This window comes from Deinococcus sp. QL22 (assembly GCF_023370075.1).
GTDB lineage: Bacteria > Deinococcota > Deinococci > Deinococcales > Deinococcaceae > Deinococcus.
In genome coordinates, this window is the sequence record NZ_CP097151.1 from 108897 (window position 1) to 124812 (window position 15916).

Here is a 15916-nt window from a genome sequence, read left to right on the forward strand (position 1 = left end):
GAGCAGCAGTGGCTGACGCTCAGACGCGTCAACCCCCGTCCCGGCACAGAGGTGGAGGGCAGGCTCTCTGGCGTCACCTGCGGCCGTGGCCCACCTTGACAGGGCGTGGTCACTGGGGCGCAGGGAACCGACTGCATGAACGAACCCAGTGGCTGCCCTGGTCAAGGAAGCCGGATGAACGTGAATCCAATCCAGCAGGCCGGTGGGCCGCTCTTCAGCCAACACGGGGTGAGAGGCACGTGGCCAGCTCTCTGCCGTCTCCAGTGAGCCGCAGACCTCTGGCAACGGGAAGGCGCCCTCCTCTAAGGCAGGAGACTTCGGCGGTGGCCCGCGAACGAACTCTGCAGGGCCAGTGGCCTGAGGACAGGCTCAGTGTTCGCCTTCTGCCACCATGACCCCCTCTGGATGATCTCTATCCAGTCCGTCCCGTAGACCCGGAGCAGCCTCCGCGTTCTGGGGGCAACCGGGAGCAACCCCCCTCAACGCTGAAGGGTTCTGGAGGGGGCCGTCATCTCCCCGCAGGGTGCGGACACTAGCTTGTGATATGGGTTCTTTCCGCATGCATAAGCAGCGTTTGCCGGATCATCTCAAGCATCTGCGCCGAGACGCCGCCGATTCAGAGTCCCCCCGTCTGGCGACAGCCCGGCCCAGCTCTGCGCCCCCCACACCACCAGCGGGGACAGATCGCCTCAGCGAATTGCTGCCCTTGATCTTGCGGGCCATGGTGGGCGGCCAGACAGACCTTGAGCCGCCCGTCGTCATCGGCCAGCCGGACATCTTGGCGGCGTTGGCTCCTTACTCCCGGCCCAAGAGCCGGTTCGAGGGACTGATGATGCGCAAGTTGGTGGGAGAGGGCTACCTCAAGCCGCACGGCGCGCGAGACAAATCCGGACTCAGCGACACCTACGGGCTCACGCCGAAAGGCGAGAAGCTGCTGGCGATGTGGCTTTAAGGAGACCGGAGAAGGGCTCCAGCCTCAGCCGAAAAAACAGTGAAAGGTCGGCGGTTAGGCAGATCAGTGGCCCGCCCCTCACTCGCAGGCTTGGCCGCCGTTGTCGCGGTCGAGGCGAGGGCGGTACCCCGGTTGCCCGCGCTGGAGAGGAGCAGCGCCCGCCGCCCGTACCGCCGTGCAGTTGGCGTAATAGACGTTGCCCGGGGCGGCAGGGGTCACGGACGTCTGAGACGTTGCCAGCGGCGCACTCCGCGTCACGGTCTTGGTGAGCGAGCGCGACACGTACCCGCCTTGCCCTGTGTAGGAGGTGCGCGATCAGTCACCGTTGCAGGCGAGGGTCAAGGCCATTTTGCGTGGGATGACCGTGACGACGGCAGAGCGGTGGCTTATGGAGCGCGGCGCAAGTTGGCGGTACTGGTGGTGATGGTGGTGGCCGCGTCTGCGGTGCCGAGAAACAGAGCGGTCACCAGAATCAATGGGCGCCTGCCTCTAGCCTGACCTACAGGTGGTCATGGAAGTGACGGGCGTGTCTTGGGACACGTGCGCGCTGACCCTTCATAAGGCTGGCTGCCCAGGCAGTGCGATCAATGAGGCGCAGATCAAGCTGTTTGCTCGGTCAGTCTTGCGACGCGGCAAGACCGACACGGTGGACGATGAAATCACTCCCGCGGTATGGCGTGGTGACGCAGCCCAGCCTCTGGGAATCTCCACTCGCCTCAGTCGAGGAATGAAAAGCCTTGATTCGGAAGCGCGGCACGTTGCTGCAAACCTTGACTCAGGAGCGCAATCGGCTGCCTGCTCTCCAGCACAAAGCCCGCGGCATCACCACAGTCATGGCTCTGGTCCAACAACGCACCACATGCTTAAAGAACAGGTGACCGCTCTCGAACGCGCCAGGCAGGCTCTCGTGCCCCTGAATACAGCGCTCTCCGAACCTTTAGCCCTGTTATTGACGGTTCCTGGTTCTGGCTTCGGAACGGCCGTCAGCGTGCTCGCTGAGACTCAGGGCTTTCACGGCCTGCAGTCCAGTCGTCAACTCTCCACCTGCGTAGGCATTGCACCAGCCCAACATCAATCAGGAGGAATGACGGGATCAGCTCACATCTCGGAAACTGGAAACGAACATTTCCGTCGCGCCGCTGACCTTGCCACCGTCGGCGCCATGAAATGTAAAGGCCCCGTGGGACACTACCGTCGGCAGATCCGTGCGCGTGAAAAGCCTCCAACAGTGGCCCTAGGTTCGGAAGTTGCTCGGATTTGGATGTGCAGTCGTCACTTCAGAGGTGCCGTACGACGAAGCCTTCAAAAGCAAGCGAAAGACTGCTTTGCAGGATCAACAGGGTACCTGCTGATTCGTTCTTTGACACCCTGCCTTTCAGACCCTCTCTAGTTGCGGAGCTCTCCAGACACGCGGCTCTCTATGATTGATGTTTTTTTTTGTTTTTAAAGAAAAATACATCATCAATCATCAGTGAGTTACAGGAGGCTTGGCACGTTTACCGTGTAGAACACGGTTTTCGCGATTATGTAAGTCCATTTCCCCCCAAACTTGACGAACGTTTCCCCCAAACTTGACGAAGAAAAAGCCCAGTTCCCCCCAAACTTGACGAACGTTTCCCCCAAACTTGACGAACGTTCCTCCATTCCCCCCAAACTTGACGAAGAAAATTTGATTGCCTTCGAAGATGCGTGTCAGTGGAGGTTTTTCCTGTTCCCCCCAAACTTGACGAATTCACTTCCCCCAAACTTGACGAACGCTTCCCCCAAACTTGACGAACGTGTAACTCGGTTTCCCCCAAACTTGACGAACTTTTATTTATCTCGTCTGTGACGTTGTTTCAAGGATTCGGGCTTCTATTCCCCCCAAACTTGACGAATGCACGCGGACTAGAGCATCACCACTCCGCGTGGGCAGACAGAGGGTGGCGCTGGCCCGCCTCACTCCGGAAGAGTTGCCCGAATCAAGCTGGCCCGTTCTTCTGGCGATTGGGCAAGATTCCGGAGCAACACCTGAAGAAGATCAACCACAGCAACCTGCCGGCCCAGCACCGCCCGTTTCAGCCGTTCCCGGTCAGCGACGGAAAGGTGCGGCGTCACCTGCATAAAGGTCAGTTGATGTTCGAGACGGGAGAGCTGCCGCGCTGGCGTCAGCGACAAGAGTTCTGCCATCTGTGCGGCTTCGACTTCCTGCTCGAGCAAAGCCGGCTGCGGCTGTGCCAGTGGGCGTGTCCGGTCTGGCTTGGACACGGGGGGGGACGCGGGCAAAGACGCGGGGTCGTCATAGCGCTCCGGATGAATCAGCATGTCGCGCAGTAAAGCTCCGGCATTTTGCTTGCGTCCGGGGTAAGCATCGAATTGCCGCAGCGCCCGCTGCACGGGGGCCGGGTCTGGGTGGTCATGCAGGTATTTCCCGGCCACGGCCGGATACATGCCGCGCCGGGTCAGTTCCTGGAGCAGTTCGGGATCTGGCAGGCGGGCAGCGGGCGCGAAGACATACGTGAGCTGCTGCGCCTTGCCGCGTCCCTCAATCTCGACGCCTATCAGAATGCCGCGCTGGGTCAATTCGTCATGGGCGGGCTGCAGCACCCGGCGAATCTTGTCCGGCTCCGCGCTGTAGATGCTGAGGCGCTCGCCCCATTCCAGCAGGTTGACCGTCACGCGGTCCTGGGCCGATCCCGAGTCCCAGCGCAGGGCGTCCAAGACCCGGTACACCGCCCGCACCGGCGGACTGCTCAGGTCGCGGTACACGCCGAGATCCAGCGGTTTGACGTAGCCGTCCCGGATGCTGCGGGCCACCTCGTCGGGCAGCCGGATTTCCAGGGCGCTGCGGATATCGTCGTCGTCTTCGCGGGTCGCCGTGACTTTCCAGAGGTAGTTGAAGGTGGCGTCTACATGGCGCTGACGGCCCTGCACCCACCAGCCCTGCACGATTTGGTAGGAGGTGCTCTGGAGCCTGCGCAGGCACTGGCGCACTTCCCGGTAATAGTGGGCGCTGCCGCTCAGCCCCGCCGCTTGCAGCAACCGGTGCATCGTGACCCGGATGGTGCCGTCTTCGGGGCAGCCGTCTTCCAGGTAGAGGTTGATGATGGCGACCATCACGTCGTTGTCGAGGCCGTGCGGCACGACATGTCCGGTGAGCGCTGTGCAGGTCACCGTTACGGTCGTTTCTCCGGCCTGATAGGTGCGTGTCCAGCTCGTGTAACTGGCCGGAACACGGGACTGGGCGCTGATCAGCGAAAGCCGCGCCACATTGAGTTCGTCGTGGCCGCCAGTGGGCACACTTTCCAGCGCCGTTCCCAGGCCCGTGCCCAGGCCGCCCGGCAACACCACATCCAGGGCCGTGACGCGTTCCGTCGCCCCCAATGCCGTCTCTTTGGCCGCCTTCTTGGTCATGCCAGATGGGCCAGATAGAACGGAGCGGCAAGAAGTGTCACGGGTCATTCTACGCCAATGCTGGCGGGCAGCGGGAGCACGGCAACTGGGCCGAGCTGCCCCCAGTTCAGCGGGGCGGCGTAGAGCATTTTTACGCCTGTTTCGAGGCTGGGCTGGTCGATGGTCAAGCGGGGGGGGAGTCAACTCGGATTCTAGATCGTAGGTTGCGCCGTGGGCGTCCCACACGTCCTTGGTCAGGTGGCAGTGCCGGCCCGCAAGTCGGCGTCAAAGGTTTCACAGAGCTGGCCCCAGCAACCTGAACGTCGACACAGAGTTTATAGGTCTTGAACCTGTCAGGACACGGGAGAGGCAACCGCTGTCACAGAACCCCGGTGGGTCAACGCAGCGAGGCCAGCCCATGGCCTGAAGGTGGAGCGGCTGCCCCTCCGGTGGGCCGGGCATTTACCGGGATGAGGTCAAAGCAGAACGCCGCAGTGGTGGTCACCCGAATCAACCCAGACCTGCCGGATCCTGACCCCTGCTCCCGAGCAACGTCTGTCCTCGCTCTCCAGCGTCCTAACCCTGATCCAGCGGGCGAATCAGCAGTTGATTCACGTTGACCCGTTCGGGTTGGGTCACGGCGTACACCACGGCTGCCGCGATGTCTTCGGCTTCCAGCGGAACCATGGTGCTGATGCGGCTCTCATAGGTGGTTTTGGTGTCCTGATGGGTGATGTGGTCGGTCAATTCGGTGGCCACGACCCCCGGCTCGATCACCGTCACGCGAATGCGGTCAAGGCGAACTTCTTGCCGCAGGCCTTCGCTAAAGCCGCCGACGGCCCATTTGGTGGCGCTGTATCCGGCACTGGTCGGGCTGGCCCCCCGCCCCGACACCGAGGAAATATTGACGATATGGCCGCTCTGCTTGGGCTTCATCACGGCTACAGCCGCCTGGGTCAGGTGCATCAGCGCCAGCACGTTCAGGTCCATCATGCGGTGCCAGTCGTCGGGGTCGGCACCCGCCACCGGCCCCAGCAGCATCAGGCCAGCGTTGTTCACCAGAATATCGAGGCCGCCCAACTGGCTCACGGTCTGTGCCACCGCATTCCGCGCCTGTTCCGGCTGGGCGATGTCGGCCACGATGACGGCGGCCCGGCCCCCAGCCTCCTGAATGCTCTGGGCCAGCTGTTCCAATCGGTCCTGACGCCGCGCCACGAGGGCCACTGCGGCTCCTTCCTGGGCCAGAGCCAGGGCCGTGGCCGCCCCGATTCCGCTGGACGCTCCGGTAACGAGGGCGATTTTGCCGCTGAGTTTTCCGGTCGTTTGCTGTTCAGTTGTTTGCTGCATGGGTGTTCCTCCTGAGGGGGGGTGGGAACCAGACCGCCGGAGCCGTCTGGATACGGGCGAACACAGCGTGGTTCAGTGTGAGGCGGCGGGAAACGAGGTGGTCTCCCCTTTCAGCCCGTACAGGTCGCTGTATTTGTCGGTCAGGTACTGGAGGTAGGGCGCGGGATCAAGGCCGCTGCCCGTGGTTCTGACCAGCAGTTCGTGGGGCGTAAACGTCCGGCCATACTGATAGATCTGCTCGGTGAGCCACTGGCGCAGAGGCGCGTAATCGCCCGCCGACAGGTGCGCCGCCAACTCTGGCAGCGCCTGTTCGGCGGCCTGATAAAACTGCGACGCCATGACGTTACCGATGGTATAGGTCGGAAAAGAGCCGAACATACCCGACGACCAGTGAATATCCTGCAAGACGCCCTGCGAATCCGAGGGCACGGTGAGGCCCAGGTCAGATTGAATCCGGCTGTTCCAGGCTTCGGGGAGATCCTGCACACTCAGTTCGCCGCCGATCAGGGCGCGTTCCAAGTCCACGCGCAACATGATGTGCAGGTCGTAGGTCAGTTCGTCGGCTTCTACCCGGATCAGGCTGGGCTGCACCCGGTTGACCGCGCGGTGGAACTCGGCCACACCCACGTCGGCCAGTTGCTCGGGGAAGGTGGCCTGAAGAAGCGGATACTGCAGATTCCAGAACCCGCGCGACCTGCCGATCCGGTTTTCCCACAGGCGCGACTGGCTTTCGTGGGTGCCGTAACTGGCCCCGGCGACCGCGTACAGGCCCAACAGGTCGCTGGTCAGCACCGAGCGGCTGAGGTCCGGGTGAACGCCCTGTTCGTACATCGCGTGCCCAGCCTCGTGCAGGGTGCCGAACAGGGCCGCCGGCAGAAAGTGTTCCTGAAAGCGGGTCGTGATCCGCACGTCCTGCCGCGTAAAACTGATTTCGAACGGGTGCGCGGATTCGTCGAGCCTGCCCCGCTCGGTGTCGTAGCCGAACAGTTGCGCCATCGCCAGAGAAAACTCTTTTTGTTGGGGGGCGGGATACTGGCGCGTCAGAAAGTCGCTGCGGGGCTGAGGTTGATCCTGAATGGCCTGCAACAGCTCCACATGATGGGCCCGCAGACGACCGAACAGCGGCAGCAGGGTCGCCACGGTCAGGCCCGGTTCATAGGTATTCAGCAGCGCGTCGTAGGGATGATCCTCGTAGCCCAGGGCGTCGGCCAACTGGCGGTTCAGATCGACCATCCGTTCCAGGGCCGGGGCGAAGGTGGCAAATTTGCCGGTGCTTCTGGCCTGTGCCCACAGCACCTGCGACTCGCTTTTGAGGAGAGCCAGATCGTGGGTCAGGGTGGCGGGTACGCGGCGCATCGCGGCTACGGCTTCCAGGGCTTGCTGGGCCGCGCGGGTGTCCACCTCGTTTCCGGTCACCTGCTGGGCGGCCTGTTCAAAGGCCGGATCCAGCAGGCGTTCACGCGCCACGCCGCTGATGGTCGCCATCTGATGGGCGCGGGCCGCCGTGCCGCCCGCAGGCATCTGGGTACGGGCGTCCCAGGTCAGCACGTTCAGCACGCACAGGAGGTCGTTGAGTTCTGCCGAACGCCGTTTAAATTCTGTCATGACTCTTCTCCTTGAAGGGGGCGGAGGGTGAAGGCAGGCGCAGAGCCGCTTCCGCTTGCAGCGCGGCCCGAACCTGGCGCAGCGTCTCCTCTGTTCTGCCCTGAGGAACGACCACGACCCCGTTGTCATCGGCCACGATCAGATCACCGGGCAGCACGGGCACGCCGCCGAGGGCCACCGGTTCCTGAATGGTGCCCTGGCCCAGCCGCAGGCCCGCGTTGGGGGTCACGCCTGTACTGAACACCGGAAACCCAAGGGCGGTGATGGCCCGCACGTCGCGGCAGGCCCCGTCGATCACTGCCCCCCGGAGGCCTCTCGCCAGCGCTGCGCGGGTGGTGCGCTCTCCCCAGAAGGCCGAGTGACGGACGCCGTGCGAATCGCTGACCAGCACGCTGCCCGGAGCCGCCGCCTCGATTCCAGCAAAGACAGCGCTCAGGTCACTGCCCAGAGTCCGGACGGTTACGGCGGGGCCAACAAACTTCGCAGAGGGCCAGACCGGGCGGAAGTCGGCTCCCAATGCGGCCCCACGCCCCAACACATCGCTGACCGTGCAGGTCAGGTCATCTTCCTGGGCCAGCAGCGCTGTCCACTCGGCCAGCAGCGCAGGTTGGCCCAATTCAGCCACGCGGCTCCTGCCCGGCGGCCAGGGCCCCCCAGTAGCGTGCCCAGGATTCCTGCCCTTCTGCCAGTCTGGCGATCCGGAAAAACTCGTTGGGGGCGTGGATGTCCTCGTCTCCCACCGCAAAACTGAAAAACACGGTATGCAGACCCAGTGTGCCCAAGAAGGTGTCCAGCACAGGGATACTGCCGCCCATGCCCACTTCCAGCGGCGGCTGACCGTAGACCTCGGCCAACACCTGCCGCGCCACCTGTCCGCCCAGGTGGCCCTGGGGCAGATGATAGGCGCGGGCCTGGTGGTCGCTGAGGCGCACGTCCAGGGTGACGCCCGGCGGCTGGTGGGCGTGCAGGTGGGCCTTGATCAGCGCCGAAATGCGGGCGGGATCCTGTCCGGGCACCAGACGGCAGGTGATTTTGGCGTGGGCCTCGCTGGGCAGCACTGTTTTGCTGCCTTCTCCGGTGTACCCGCCCCACAGGCCGTTCAGTTCCAGCGTGGGCCGGTGCCACTGGCGCTCCAGCGTGCCCAACCCTTCCTCGCCGTAGGTGGTGGGCGCTCCTGTCTGAGCGAGGTAGGCCTCATCACTGAAGGGCAGCTGGGCCGTGGAGTCACGCTGCTCGGGCGTGCGCTCTTCTATGCCGTCATAAAACCCGGCCACCGCCACCCGGCCCCGGTCGTCGTGCAGGCCAGCCACCAGCGCGGCGATGGCGTGCAGCGGGTTATGAACGCTGCCCCCGTGCCGACCCGAATGCAGGTCTTTGGCTGGCCCGCGCACCGTCAATTCCAGGGCTGCAATTCCCCGGGCACTGACCGTCAGCGACGGCGTTTCGGCACTCCACATGCCGCCGTCGGCACTCAGCACAAAGTCGGCCCGCAGCCGCCCGGCACGCTCGGCCACCAGCGCGGGCAGATGGACGCTGCCCACTTCTTCCTCACCCTCGAACAAAAATTTGACATTGACCGGCAACCGTCCAGTGGAGGACAGGTAGGCGTCCGCGACCTGCACGGTCAGCAGCAGGGGGGCCTTGTCATCGCTGACGCCGCGCCCATAGATGCGGTCTCCGACGACAGTGGGGGTAAAAGGCGGAGTGTTCCAGCGCTCCAGGGGGTCGGGCGGCTGCACATCGTAATGGCCGTACACCAGAATGGTCGGCGCACCCTTGGCCCCCAACCACTCGGCGTACACGGCGGGATGTCCGGCGGTGGGCCAGAGTTCTACGGTGTCCAGTCCAGCCTGCCGCAACCGCGCCGCCAGCCAGTCGGCGGCCCGCTGGATGTCGGGCGCGTGCTGAGACTGGGCACTGATGCTGGGAATACTGGCAAACTCGATCAACTCGGCCAGCGACGCATCGGCCCGCGCTTTCAAGACAGACAAGACCTGTGCCAGTTCAGGGGGTGCGGTACCAGCTGAAGCTTCTGAAGCGCGGCTCATTTGCCGCCGTCCACACTCAGCACTTGCCCGCTGATCCATCCAGCCTGTTCGGAGGCGAAAAACAGCACCGCGTGGGCAATGTCCTGCGGGGTGCCCAGCCGTTTGAGGGCAATGTTGTTCAGCAGACGCGCTTGGCCTTCCTCGCCGTAACTCTGCCACTGACGCTCGGTGGTGGGGTTGCTGCGGACAAACCCCGGCGCCACATTGTTGACGGTAATCCCCCACTCTCCCAGTTCATGGGCCAGCTGGCGGGTCAGGCCGATCTGCGCGGCCTTGGCACTGGCGTAGGCCTGAATGCCCGTCAGGCTGATGCCGAGGCCCGCGCCACTGCTGATGTTGATGATCCGGCCCGACTTCTGACGCTTCATGTGGGGGGCGGCGGCCTGTGCAAACAGGAAGGCGCCGTCCACATTGACGCCGAAAATGGCCCGCCAGTCCTGTGGAGTGATTTCTTCCAGCGGGCGGCCCACCTGACCCAGCACGCCTCCTGCGTTGTTGACCAACACGTCTACGCGGCCGGTGTCCAGCACCGCCTCATCCACCAGGTGTTGTACGGCGTCCTGATCGGTCACGTCGACGCGGCGAACCCGAATCGGCGTGCCTGCCCCCTCGGCCAAGCCCGCAGTTTCCTGCAAACTGTCGTCCAGCACATCGCAGGCGTAGACGTTGGCCCCCCGTTCGGCAAAAGCCAGGGCAATGGCCCGGCCAAAGCCCTGTGCGGCCCCGGTCACCAGGACGGTCTGTTCTCTAAACTGAACGTTCATAGTGTCGCCTCCTGAACCTGATCTGAGGGGTGGGGCAGCGCGGCCCGCAATTCGGCCAGGTTGCCCCGGCTCAGTTCGCGTTTTCCGTCTTCTATTTCGTGAATCAGTTCGACCAGCCGGGCCGAGAGGGGCGTGGGCACGCCGTGTTCCCGGCCGAAATGCACCACCCAGCCCAGCTGCGCGTCGACCTCGGTGCGGCGCTTGCGAACCGCCAGATCCCGCCAGATCCCGCTGTGGGTTTTGGCGCTGCGGCGGTTGAAGGCCACCAGTTCATCCAGGCTGGCATGCGCCTCGGCGGTGCTGGCCTGAGGCAAAAAGGCCGCCGGGTCAAAGCCGTTGAAGGCTTCGGGCGTCACGCCGTGCGCCACCGTGACGCGCAAGACTTCGCGGCCCAGTTCGGTGTACAGGGCACGGTTTTCCGGCTGGGCCAACGAATCCGCAATGCTGTCGTTGGTAATCGCCGTGGCAAACAGCAGCGCCCCGTAGCCCAACTTGCTCCAGAGGTACCCCATGATGTTGGGGCTGAAGACCGCCTCAGGCTCGAACAGGCACAGCAGCGCGTGAAGCTCGGCGGCGCGTTCGCTCAGCTCGCCGCCCTGCTCGCCAATCACCACCGCGCCCCGGCCGCCGTAATGGACGACGCCCGGCTCCAGATAATCTGCGCCGAAGTTGACGAAGCTGCCCAGCACGCGGCCCTGCCCCAGAATGTCATTGAGGATGAGCGGATTCAGGCCGTTCTGCACCGAAACCACCGCGCTCTGAGGCGTCAGGTGTGGCAGCAGGGCCCGGCCCGCCGCCCCGGTATCCTGAGCTTTGGTACACAGCAACACGGTGTCCCACTGCCCCTGAAGTTCGTCTGGGGTAAAGGCGGCGGCCTGCACCGCAAAATCCCCGAATGGCCCGGTGACCTGAAGGCCGTGATCGCGGATGGCCTGCACATGGTCGGCGGCGCGGTCTACGAACGTCACGTCGTGGCCTTCACGGGCCAGGTAAGCCCCGATGGTGCCGCCAATGGCTCCGGCTCCCCAGATCAGCAGGCGGCGAGGTTGGTCTGCGGGCGTATCGGCAGCGGAGGATTCGGGGGCGGTGGTCATTGGGCCCATCCCTCCTCCAACAGCGCCCGCGTTTCCAGCACAGCCGTCTCCCAGATGGCCTGCATGTCTTCATCCGGCCTCTGAAAGCGCCCGCCGTAATTGCCCTCTTCCAGATAGGTGCGGAGTTCCTGCGGCCCCAGCAGGCGCAGACGGTTCAGATCCAGCGGCGCTTTCTCGTGATCAGGCAGGGCCACACCTTCCAGCCGAGTCCACGGAAAGTTTTCCATCCAGGAGGCGTGGCTGGCGTTGGTGTCGGTGGCCTGAACCTGTGCCCACACCTGCGGCGCGTTCCACCAGTTGTGAAACTTGACGCGGGCGCCGGGATGGTCGGCCATCCATTCGCCCACAAAGCCCTGTGCGGGGGTGTTGCCGCCGTGCCCATTGACGAGCAGAATGCGGCGGAAGCCCTGTTCATACAGGCTGTCCAGCACGTCGCGCACCACCGACAGATAGGTCTGCACGCGCAGGGTCACGCTGCCGGGATAGCCCCGGAAATAGGGCGTAATGCCGTAGGGCAGCACCGGAAACACGGGGACGCCCAACGGCTCGGCGGCCTCGCGGGCCAGACGCTCGGGTAAAATGTTATCCACGCACAGGCTCAGGTAGGCGTGCTGCTCGGTGCTGCCCAGCGGCAGGACGCAGCGGTCATCGGTTTCGAGCCTGCGTTCGACCTGCATCCAGTTCATCTGTTCGATAGGGGTCATTCGGGATCCTTTCGGTGCGCCTGAACCGCAGGAAGCACCAACCGCTCCACGTCGTGGGGGTCAATGATGTGGCGGTATTCCAGAGAGGGTTTGGGAGCCACCAGCTCGCGGATCATTTCTGAGCCGGTGGCGTAAAGAACAACGTCGCAGCTGTCCAGCACGCTCTGAAGGTTGGGGGCATGGATGTGGGTGGCCCGCACCGCAGCCACGTGCGGCGCGAAGCGTTTGACGCCGGCCAAAAACGTGGGAAGAAACTCCTCGAAGGTGGCGACCACCGCCAGACGGGTCATGGGGTTCAGGGCCGCCAGCGCGGCGCGGGTGGGCTGTGAGGGGATAAAGCCGACTGGGATGACGTCCATGCCGGGAAGCAGGGCACAGGTTTCGGCCAGGCGGTGGGCCAGGGCCAGCACCACGTCGGCAGCCCGTGCCAAAACTACCCCTTCGCCGTTTCGCAGGTCGCTGAGGGTCAGGGCCTGAATGCGGTCGCCGGGGCGCAGCACCGCCTGAACATCGGCAGCGTAACTGTGGGTCGCGTCCGAAAAGAGGCCCACCAGCAGCACATTGACGCCCTCGGACGGGGCCGGATCGCCCTGAGCCAAGAGCACGTTCAGTGCGCTGCGAATCTGGCGGACGCTGTAGCCCTCCGCTTCGGCCTGCCGCAGGGCGCCGCCCAACACCTGATGCAGCCGGGTCAGATCGGGGCCGGACTGAGCAGCGGAAACATCGGCCACGAAAGTGCCGCGCCCGCGTGAGGTGACGATCAGTCCCAGCGCCAGCAAGTCCTTGTAGACCTGCGCCGCCGTGACGTGCGCCACACCCAAGCCCTGAGACAATTCGCGCACGCTGGGCAGGCGCGAGCCACGCGGCAATTCGCCGCAGGCGATCCCGTATTCCAGTTGCCCGCGCAGTTGCACCCCCACCGACACGCCCAGGCTGCGGTCAAGGCTGTACGGCCAGGTGAATGGTGTGGGCGGCAGTCCGGGGGGCGGCCCCGGCAGCTCAGAGGGAGGCGCGGCAGAGGCTTTCATTGCGGCACCTGCACAGGCTGAAGGCCTGAAGTCAGGGTCCGTGCAGGATCAGAGGCTGGATCGTAGAGGTGACAGGCGACTTCCTGCCCGCCGCCTCCCTCTTGCACCACCGTCTGCAGCGCCGGACGTTCCACCGCGCAGCGGTCAAAGGCGTGAGGGCAACGGGTCCGGAACGCGCACCCACTGGGCACATTCAGCGGGCTGGGTAACTCTCCGGTAATGGCGGGCGCGGCGGTGCGCCGACTGGGATCGAGCGTGGGGGCGGCGGCCAGGAGCGCCTGAGTGTACGGGTGCTTGGGCTGAGTGAACATGGCCTCAGTCGACGCCACTTCGACCACCCGGCCCAAGTACATCACCGCCACCCGGTGAGACAGGTGGCGCACCAGGCGCAGGTCGTGGGCCACGAACAGCACCGTGAGGCCCAGACGTTCCTGAAGCTCCAGCAGCAGATTGACGACCTGGGCCTGCACGCTGACATCCAGCGCCGACACCAGTTCATCGGCGATCAGGCATTCGGGTTCCAGCGCCAGTGCCCGCGCAATGCCGATGCGCTGGCGCTGCCCACCGCTGAACTCGTGTGGCAAACGGCCCGCTGCCTGCGGGGGCAGGCCCACCAGAGCCAGCAACTCCTGAACCCGCGCGGCCTGAGCTTCTGGCGGGCGCATCTTGTGAACGCTGAGGGCTTCGCGCAACACCTGCCCCACGGTCATGCGGGGATTGAGACTGGAATAGGGGTCTTGAAAAATCATCTGAACCCGGCGGTTGTACTGGCGCAGCGCTGCCCCGCGCAGCCCCAGCACATCCAGCTGTCCGTAGCGAACCTCGCCGCTGTCGGCGTCATAGAGGCGCACCAGCGTGCGGGCCAGCGTGGATTTGCCGCACCCACTTTCGCCCACGATGCCCAGCGTTTCGCCGCGCTGCACCGACAGGTGGACATCGGTGAGGGCCTGAACCTTGCGGACAGGTTGACCGCGCCAACGGCTCAGCAGCGACTGGCGCACCGGGAAGGTTTTGGTCAGACCGTGAATTTCCATCAGGGCCGGTTCGCGCGTGTTGGTCGGGGTCATGGGGTCACCTCCTGACCTGATGCCGCCTCGCCCAGAGGGGGCAAGCGGTCAAAGTGAACGCAGGCGCTCTGGCGGCCTGGAGCCACGTCGACCAGAGGGGGTTCGGCCCCCAGGCAGGCCTCGGTGACAAAGGTGCAGCGGGGCGCAAACGGACAGCCCGGCGGCAAGGACAGCAGGTTGGGCGGCCCCCCCGGAATAGGCTGAAGCGGGCGGCGATGTTGGCCCGCACCCGGCAGGCTTTGCAACAGGCCCAGCGAATAGGCGTGCAGGGGGCGGCGAAACAGGTCATGCACAGTGGCCGTTTCCACCAGACGGCCCCCGTACATCACGGCCACGCGGTCACAGGTCTGGGCAATCACACCCAGATCGTGCGTGACCAGAATGATGCTCATGTTCAGTTCGGAGCGCAGTTTCAGCAGCAGGCGCAGAATCTGATCCTGAATGGTCACGTCCAGCGCGGTGGTGGGCTCATCGGCCAGCAGCAGGCGGGGTTCGGACGCCAGCGCGATGGCGATCATGGCCCGCTGCCGCATTCCGCCGGAAAACTGGTGAGGATAGTCGGCCAGCCGGGCCCTGGGACTGGGAATCCCCATCAGATCCAGCAGTTCGGCGGCCCGCTCCTGGGCGGCGCGGCCCCGCAGGTTGCGGTGTTCACTCAGGTTTTCAATAATCTGATCGCCTACGGTCAGTACAGGATTCAGGGCGGTCATGGGCTCCTGAAAAATCATGCTGATCTGCCCGCCGCGCACCGAGCGCAACCGGGATTCCGGCATGGTCAGCAGGTTTTCGCCCGCGTAGCTGACCTCCCCTGACATCTTCACGGGGGCGCGGTGCAGACGCAGCAGGGCCCGCAACGTCACGCTTTTGCCGCTGCCACTCTCTCCGACCAACCCCAGCACTTCACCGTTGTTGAGGTCAAAATTGACGCCACGCACGGCATGAAGTTCGCCTGACGGGGTGGGAATCCGCACATTCAGGTCGTGGACATGCAGCAGCGGAGCTTCTGAGGTGCTGGAAGTCAGCCCCTGAGGAAGGCGCTCTGCTGTCTGCAGAGGAACACCGGTCATGCGCGGGGCCTCAGGGCGTCGGCCAGACCGTCACCGATCAGGCTGAAGGTCACGCCTGCCAGGGTCAGGGCCAGGCCAGGGAAGGTACTGATCCACCAGGCCGTCGCCATAAAGTTTTTGCCGTCGGCCACCATGACCCCCCATTCGGGCGTGGGCGGCTGTGCCCCCAGACCCAGGTACCCCAGCGACGCTCCCAGCAAAATGCCCAGACTCATATCGGTCATCAGGTACACGATGGCAGGCGTGACCGAGTTGGGCAGCAGGTGGCGAAACAAAATGCGCGAGGGGCTGTACCCCAGCACCCGTCCGGCCTGTGCGTACTCGGCCTTCTTCTGGGTCATGACTTCTCCCCGGGTGAGCCGCCAGTAGCTGACCCAGCCCACGGCGCTGACGGCGATATACATGTTGGTCAGGCCTGGCCCCAGCACCGCGACAATGGCAATGACCAGCACCAGGAAGGGAAAGACCACGACCAGATCGGCCAGGCGGCCCACCAGCGCGTCGCTCCAGCGGCCCAGGTAGCCGGTAACCGCGCCCAGCAGGGTGCCGAACAGAAACGGAAACAGGGTGGTAAACAGGGCGATTTGCAGGTCGATTCGGGTGCCGTACACGACCCGGCTCAGCACATCGCGGCCAAAATTATCGGTGCCGAAGGGATGTTTGTCGCTGGGAGCCTGCAAAATGGCTTCGTAATCAAAATCTGTGGGGCTAAACGGGGCCAGCACCTTTGGAAACAGGGCGGCGATCAGCAACAGCAGCAGCAGTGCCAGACCAATCAGCAGGGTGGGTTTGGGCCACCGGCGGCGGTTGGCCTGCGGGACGGCGACCACGGGCGGAATCTGAGCGACGGTCATGTTAATTCCTTCCT

At 64.4% G+C, this 15916-nt stretch carries 16 protein-coding genes; 2 read left to right on the top strand and 14 right to left on the bottom strand.

The window, feature by feature from the left end; translation table 11 throughout:
* The first annotated feature begins 544 nt into the window (after positions 1–544).
* The gene (locus M1R55_RS19930; protein ID WP_249395167.1) at positions 545–952 is read left to right on the top strand and encodes a hypothetical protein; all 408 of its coding nucleotides are present in this window, start codon (positions 545–547) and stop codon (positions 950–952) included.
* A 78-nt stretch (positions 953–1030) separates the two neighbouring features.
* Here M1R55_RS19930 and M1R55_RS19935 read toward each other — a convergent pair whose 3' ends face one another.
* Complete coding sequence (locus tag M1R55_RS19935) at positions 1031–1234, bottom strand: excalibur calcium-binding domain-containing protein (RefSeq protein ID WP_249395168.1); 204 nt, start codon at positions 1232–1234, stop codon at positions 1031–1033.
* A gap of 577 nt (positions 1235–1811) precedes the next feature.
* Between M1R55_RS19935 and M1R55_RS32265 the strand changes: the two genes are divergently transcribed.
* A complete protein-coding gene (locus M1R55_RS32265; protein WP_371827275.1) occupies positions 1812–2342 on the top strand; it encodes a transposase in 531 nt (176 codons plus the stop codon).
* 548 nt (positions 2343–2890) lie between these two features.
* Here the strand turns inward: M1R55_RS32265 and M1R55_RS19940 are convergent.
* The 13 genes from M1R55_RS19940 to M1R55_RS19995 all read right to left on the bottom strand — a co-directional run bounded on the left by M1R55_RS19940 (position 2891) and on the right by M1R55_RS19995 (position 15902).
* Positions 2891–4345 carry a replication initiator protein A gene (locus M1R55_RS19940; RefSeq protein WP_249395169.1) on the bottom strand — a complete coding sequence of 485 codons (1455 nt, stop codon included), beginning with the start codon at positions 4343–4345 and terminating at the stop codon, positions 2891–2893.
* A 44-nt stretch (positions 4346–4389) separates the two neighbouring features.
* Positions 4390–4512 carry a hypothetical protein gene (locus M1R55_RS31790; protein WP_256566033.1) on the bottom strand — a complete coding sequence of 41 codons (123 nt, stop codon included), beginning with the start codon at positions 4510–4512 and terminating at the stop codon, positions 4390–4392.
* 388 nt (positions 4513–4900) lie between these two features.
* Complete coding sequence (locus M1R55_RS19945) at positions 4901–5671, bottom strand: SDR family oxidoreductase (RefSeq protein WP_249395170.1); 771 nt, start codon at positions 5669–5671, stop codon at positions 4901–4903.
* Positions 5672–5743: 72 nt separating this feature from the next.
* Positions 5744–7276: a carboxypeptidase M32 gene (locus M1R55_RS19950; RefSeq protein WP_249395171.1), complete on the bottom strand. Its 1533-nt coding sequence runs from the start codon at positions 7274–7276 to the stop codon at positions 5744–5746.
* The gene (locus tag M1R55_RS19955) at positions 7263–7901 is read right to left on the bottom strand and encodes an RraA family protein (RefSeq protein ID WP_249395172.1); all 639 of its coding nucleotides are present in this window, start codon (positions 7899–7901) and stop codon (positions 7263–7265) included. The genes M1R55_RS19950 and M1R55_RS19955 overlap by 14 nt, the downstream gene beginning before the upstream one ends.
* Positions 7894–9324, bottom strand: a complete 1431-nt coding sequence (locus tag M1R55_RS19960) for a dipeptidase (RefSeq protein ID WP_249395173.1) — start codon at positions 9322–9324, stop codon at positions 7894–7896. The genes M1R55_RS19955 and M1R55_RS19960 overlap by 8 nt, the downstream gene beginning before the upstream one ends.
* A complete protein-coding gene (locus M1R55_RS19965; RefSeq protein WP_249395174.1) occupies positions 9321–10088 on the bottom strand; it encodes an SDR family NAD(P)-dependent oxidoreductase in 768 nt (255 codons plus the stop codon). The genes M1R55_RS19960 and M1R55_RS19965 overlap by 4 nt, the downstream gene beginning before the upstream one ends.
* The gene (locus tag M1R55_RS19970; protein ID WP_249395175.1) at positions 10085–11182 is read right to left on the bottom strand and encodes a ketopantoate reductase family protein; all 1098 of its coding nucleotides are present in this window, start codon (positions 11180–11182) and stop codon (positions 10085–10087) included. The genes M1R55_RS19965 and M1R55_RS19970 overlap by 4 nt, the downstream gene beginning before the upstream one ends.
* Positions 11179–11886, bottom strand: coding sequence for a creatininase family protein (locus tag M1R55_RS19975; RefSeq protein ID WP_249395176.1), 708 nt, complete (start codon positions 11884–11886; stop codon positions 11179–11181). The genes M1R55_RS19970 and M1R55_RS19975 overlap by 4 nt, the downstream gene beginning before the upstream one ends.
* Complete coding sequence (locus tag M1R55_RS19980) at positions 11883–12914, bottom strand: GntR family transcriptional regulator (RefSeq protein ID WP_249395177.1); 1032 nt, start codon at positions 12912–12914, stop codon at positions 11883–11885. The genes M1R55_RS19975 and M1R55_RS19980 overlap by 4 nt, the downstream gene beginning before the upstream one ends.
* Complete coding sequence (locus M1R55_RS19985) at positions 12911–13981, bottom strand: ABC transporter ATP-binding protein (protein WP_249395178.1); 1071 nt, start codon at positions 13979–13981, stop codon at positions 12911–12913. Before M1R55_RS19985 ends, M1R55_RS19980 begins: the two co-directional genes overlap by 4 nt.
* A complete protein-coding gene (locus M1R55_RS19990; protein ID WP_249395179.1) occupies positions 13978–15048 on the bottom strand; it encodes an ABC transporter ATP-binding protein in 1071 nt (356 codons plus the stop codon). The genes M1R55_RS19985 and M1R55_RS19990 overlap by 4 nt, the downstream gene beginning before the upstream one ends.
* Entirely contained in the window at positions 15045–15902 is an 858-nt protein-coding gene (locus tag M1R55_RS19995; protein ID WP_249395180.1) for an ABC transporter permease, read from the bottom strand. Before M1R55_RS19995 ends, M1R55_RS19990 begins: the two co-directional genes overlap by 4 nt.
* Between the last annotated feature and the right edge of the window lie 14 nt (positions 15903–15916).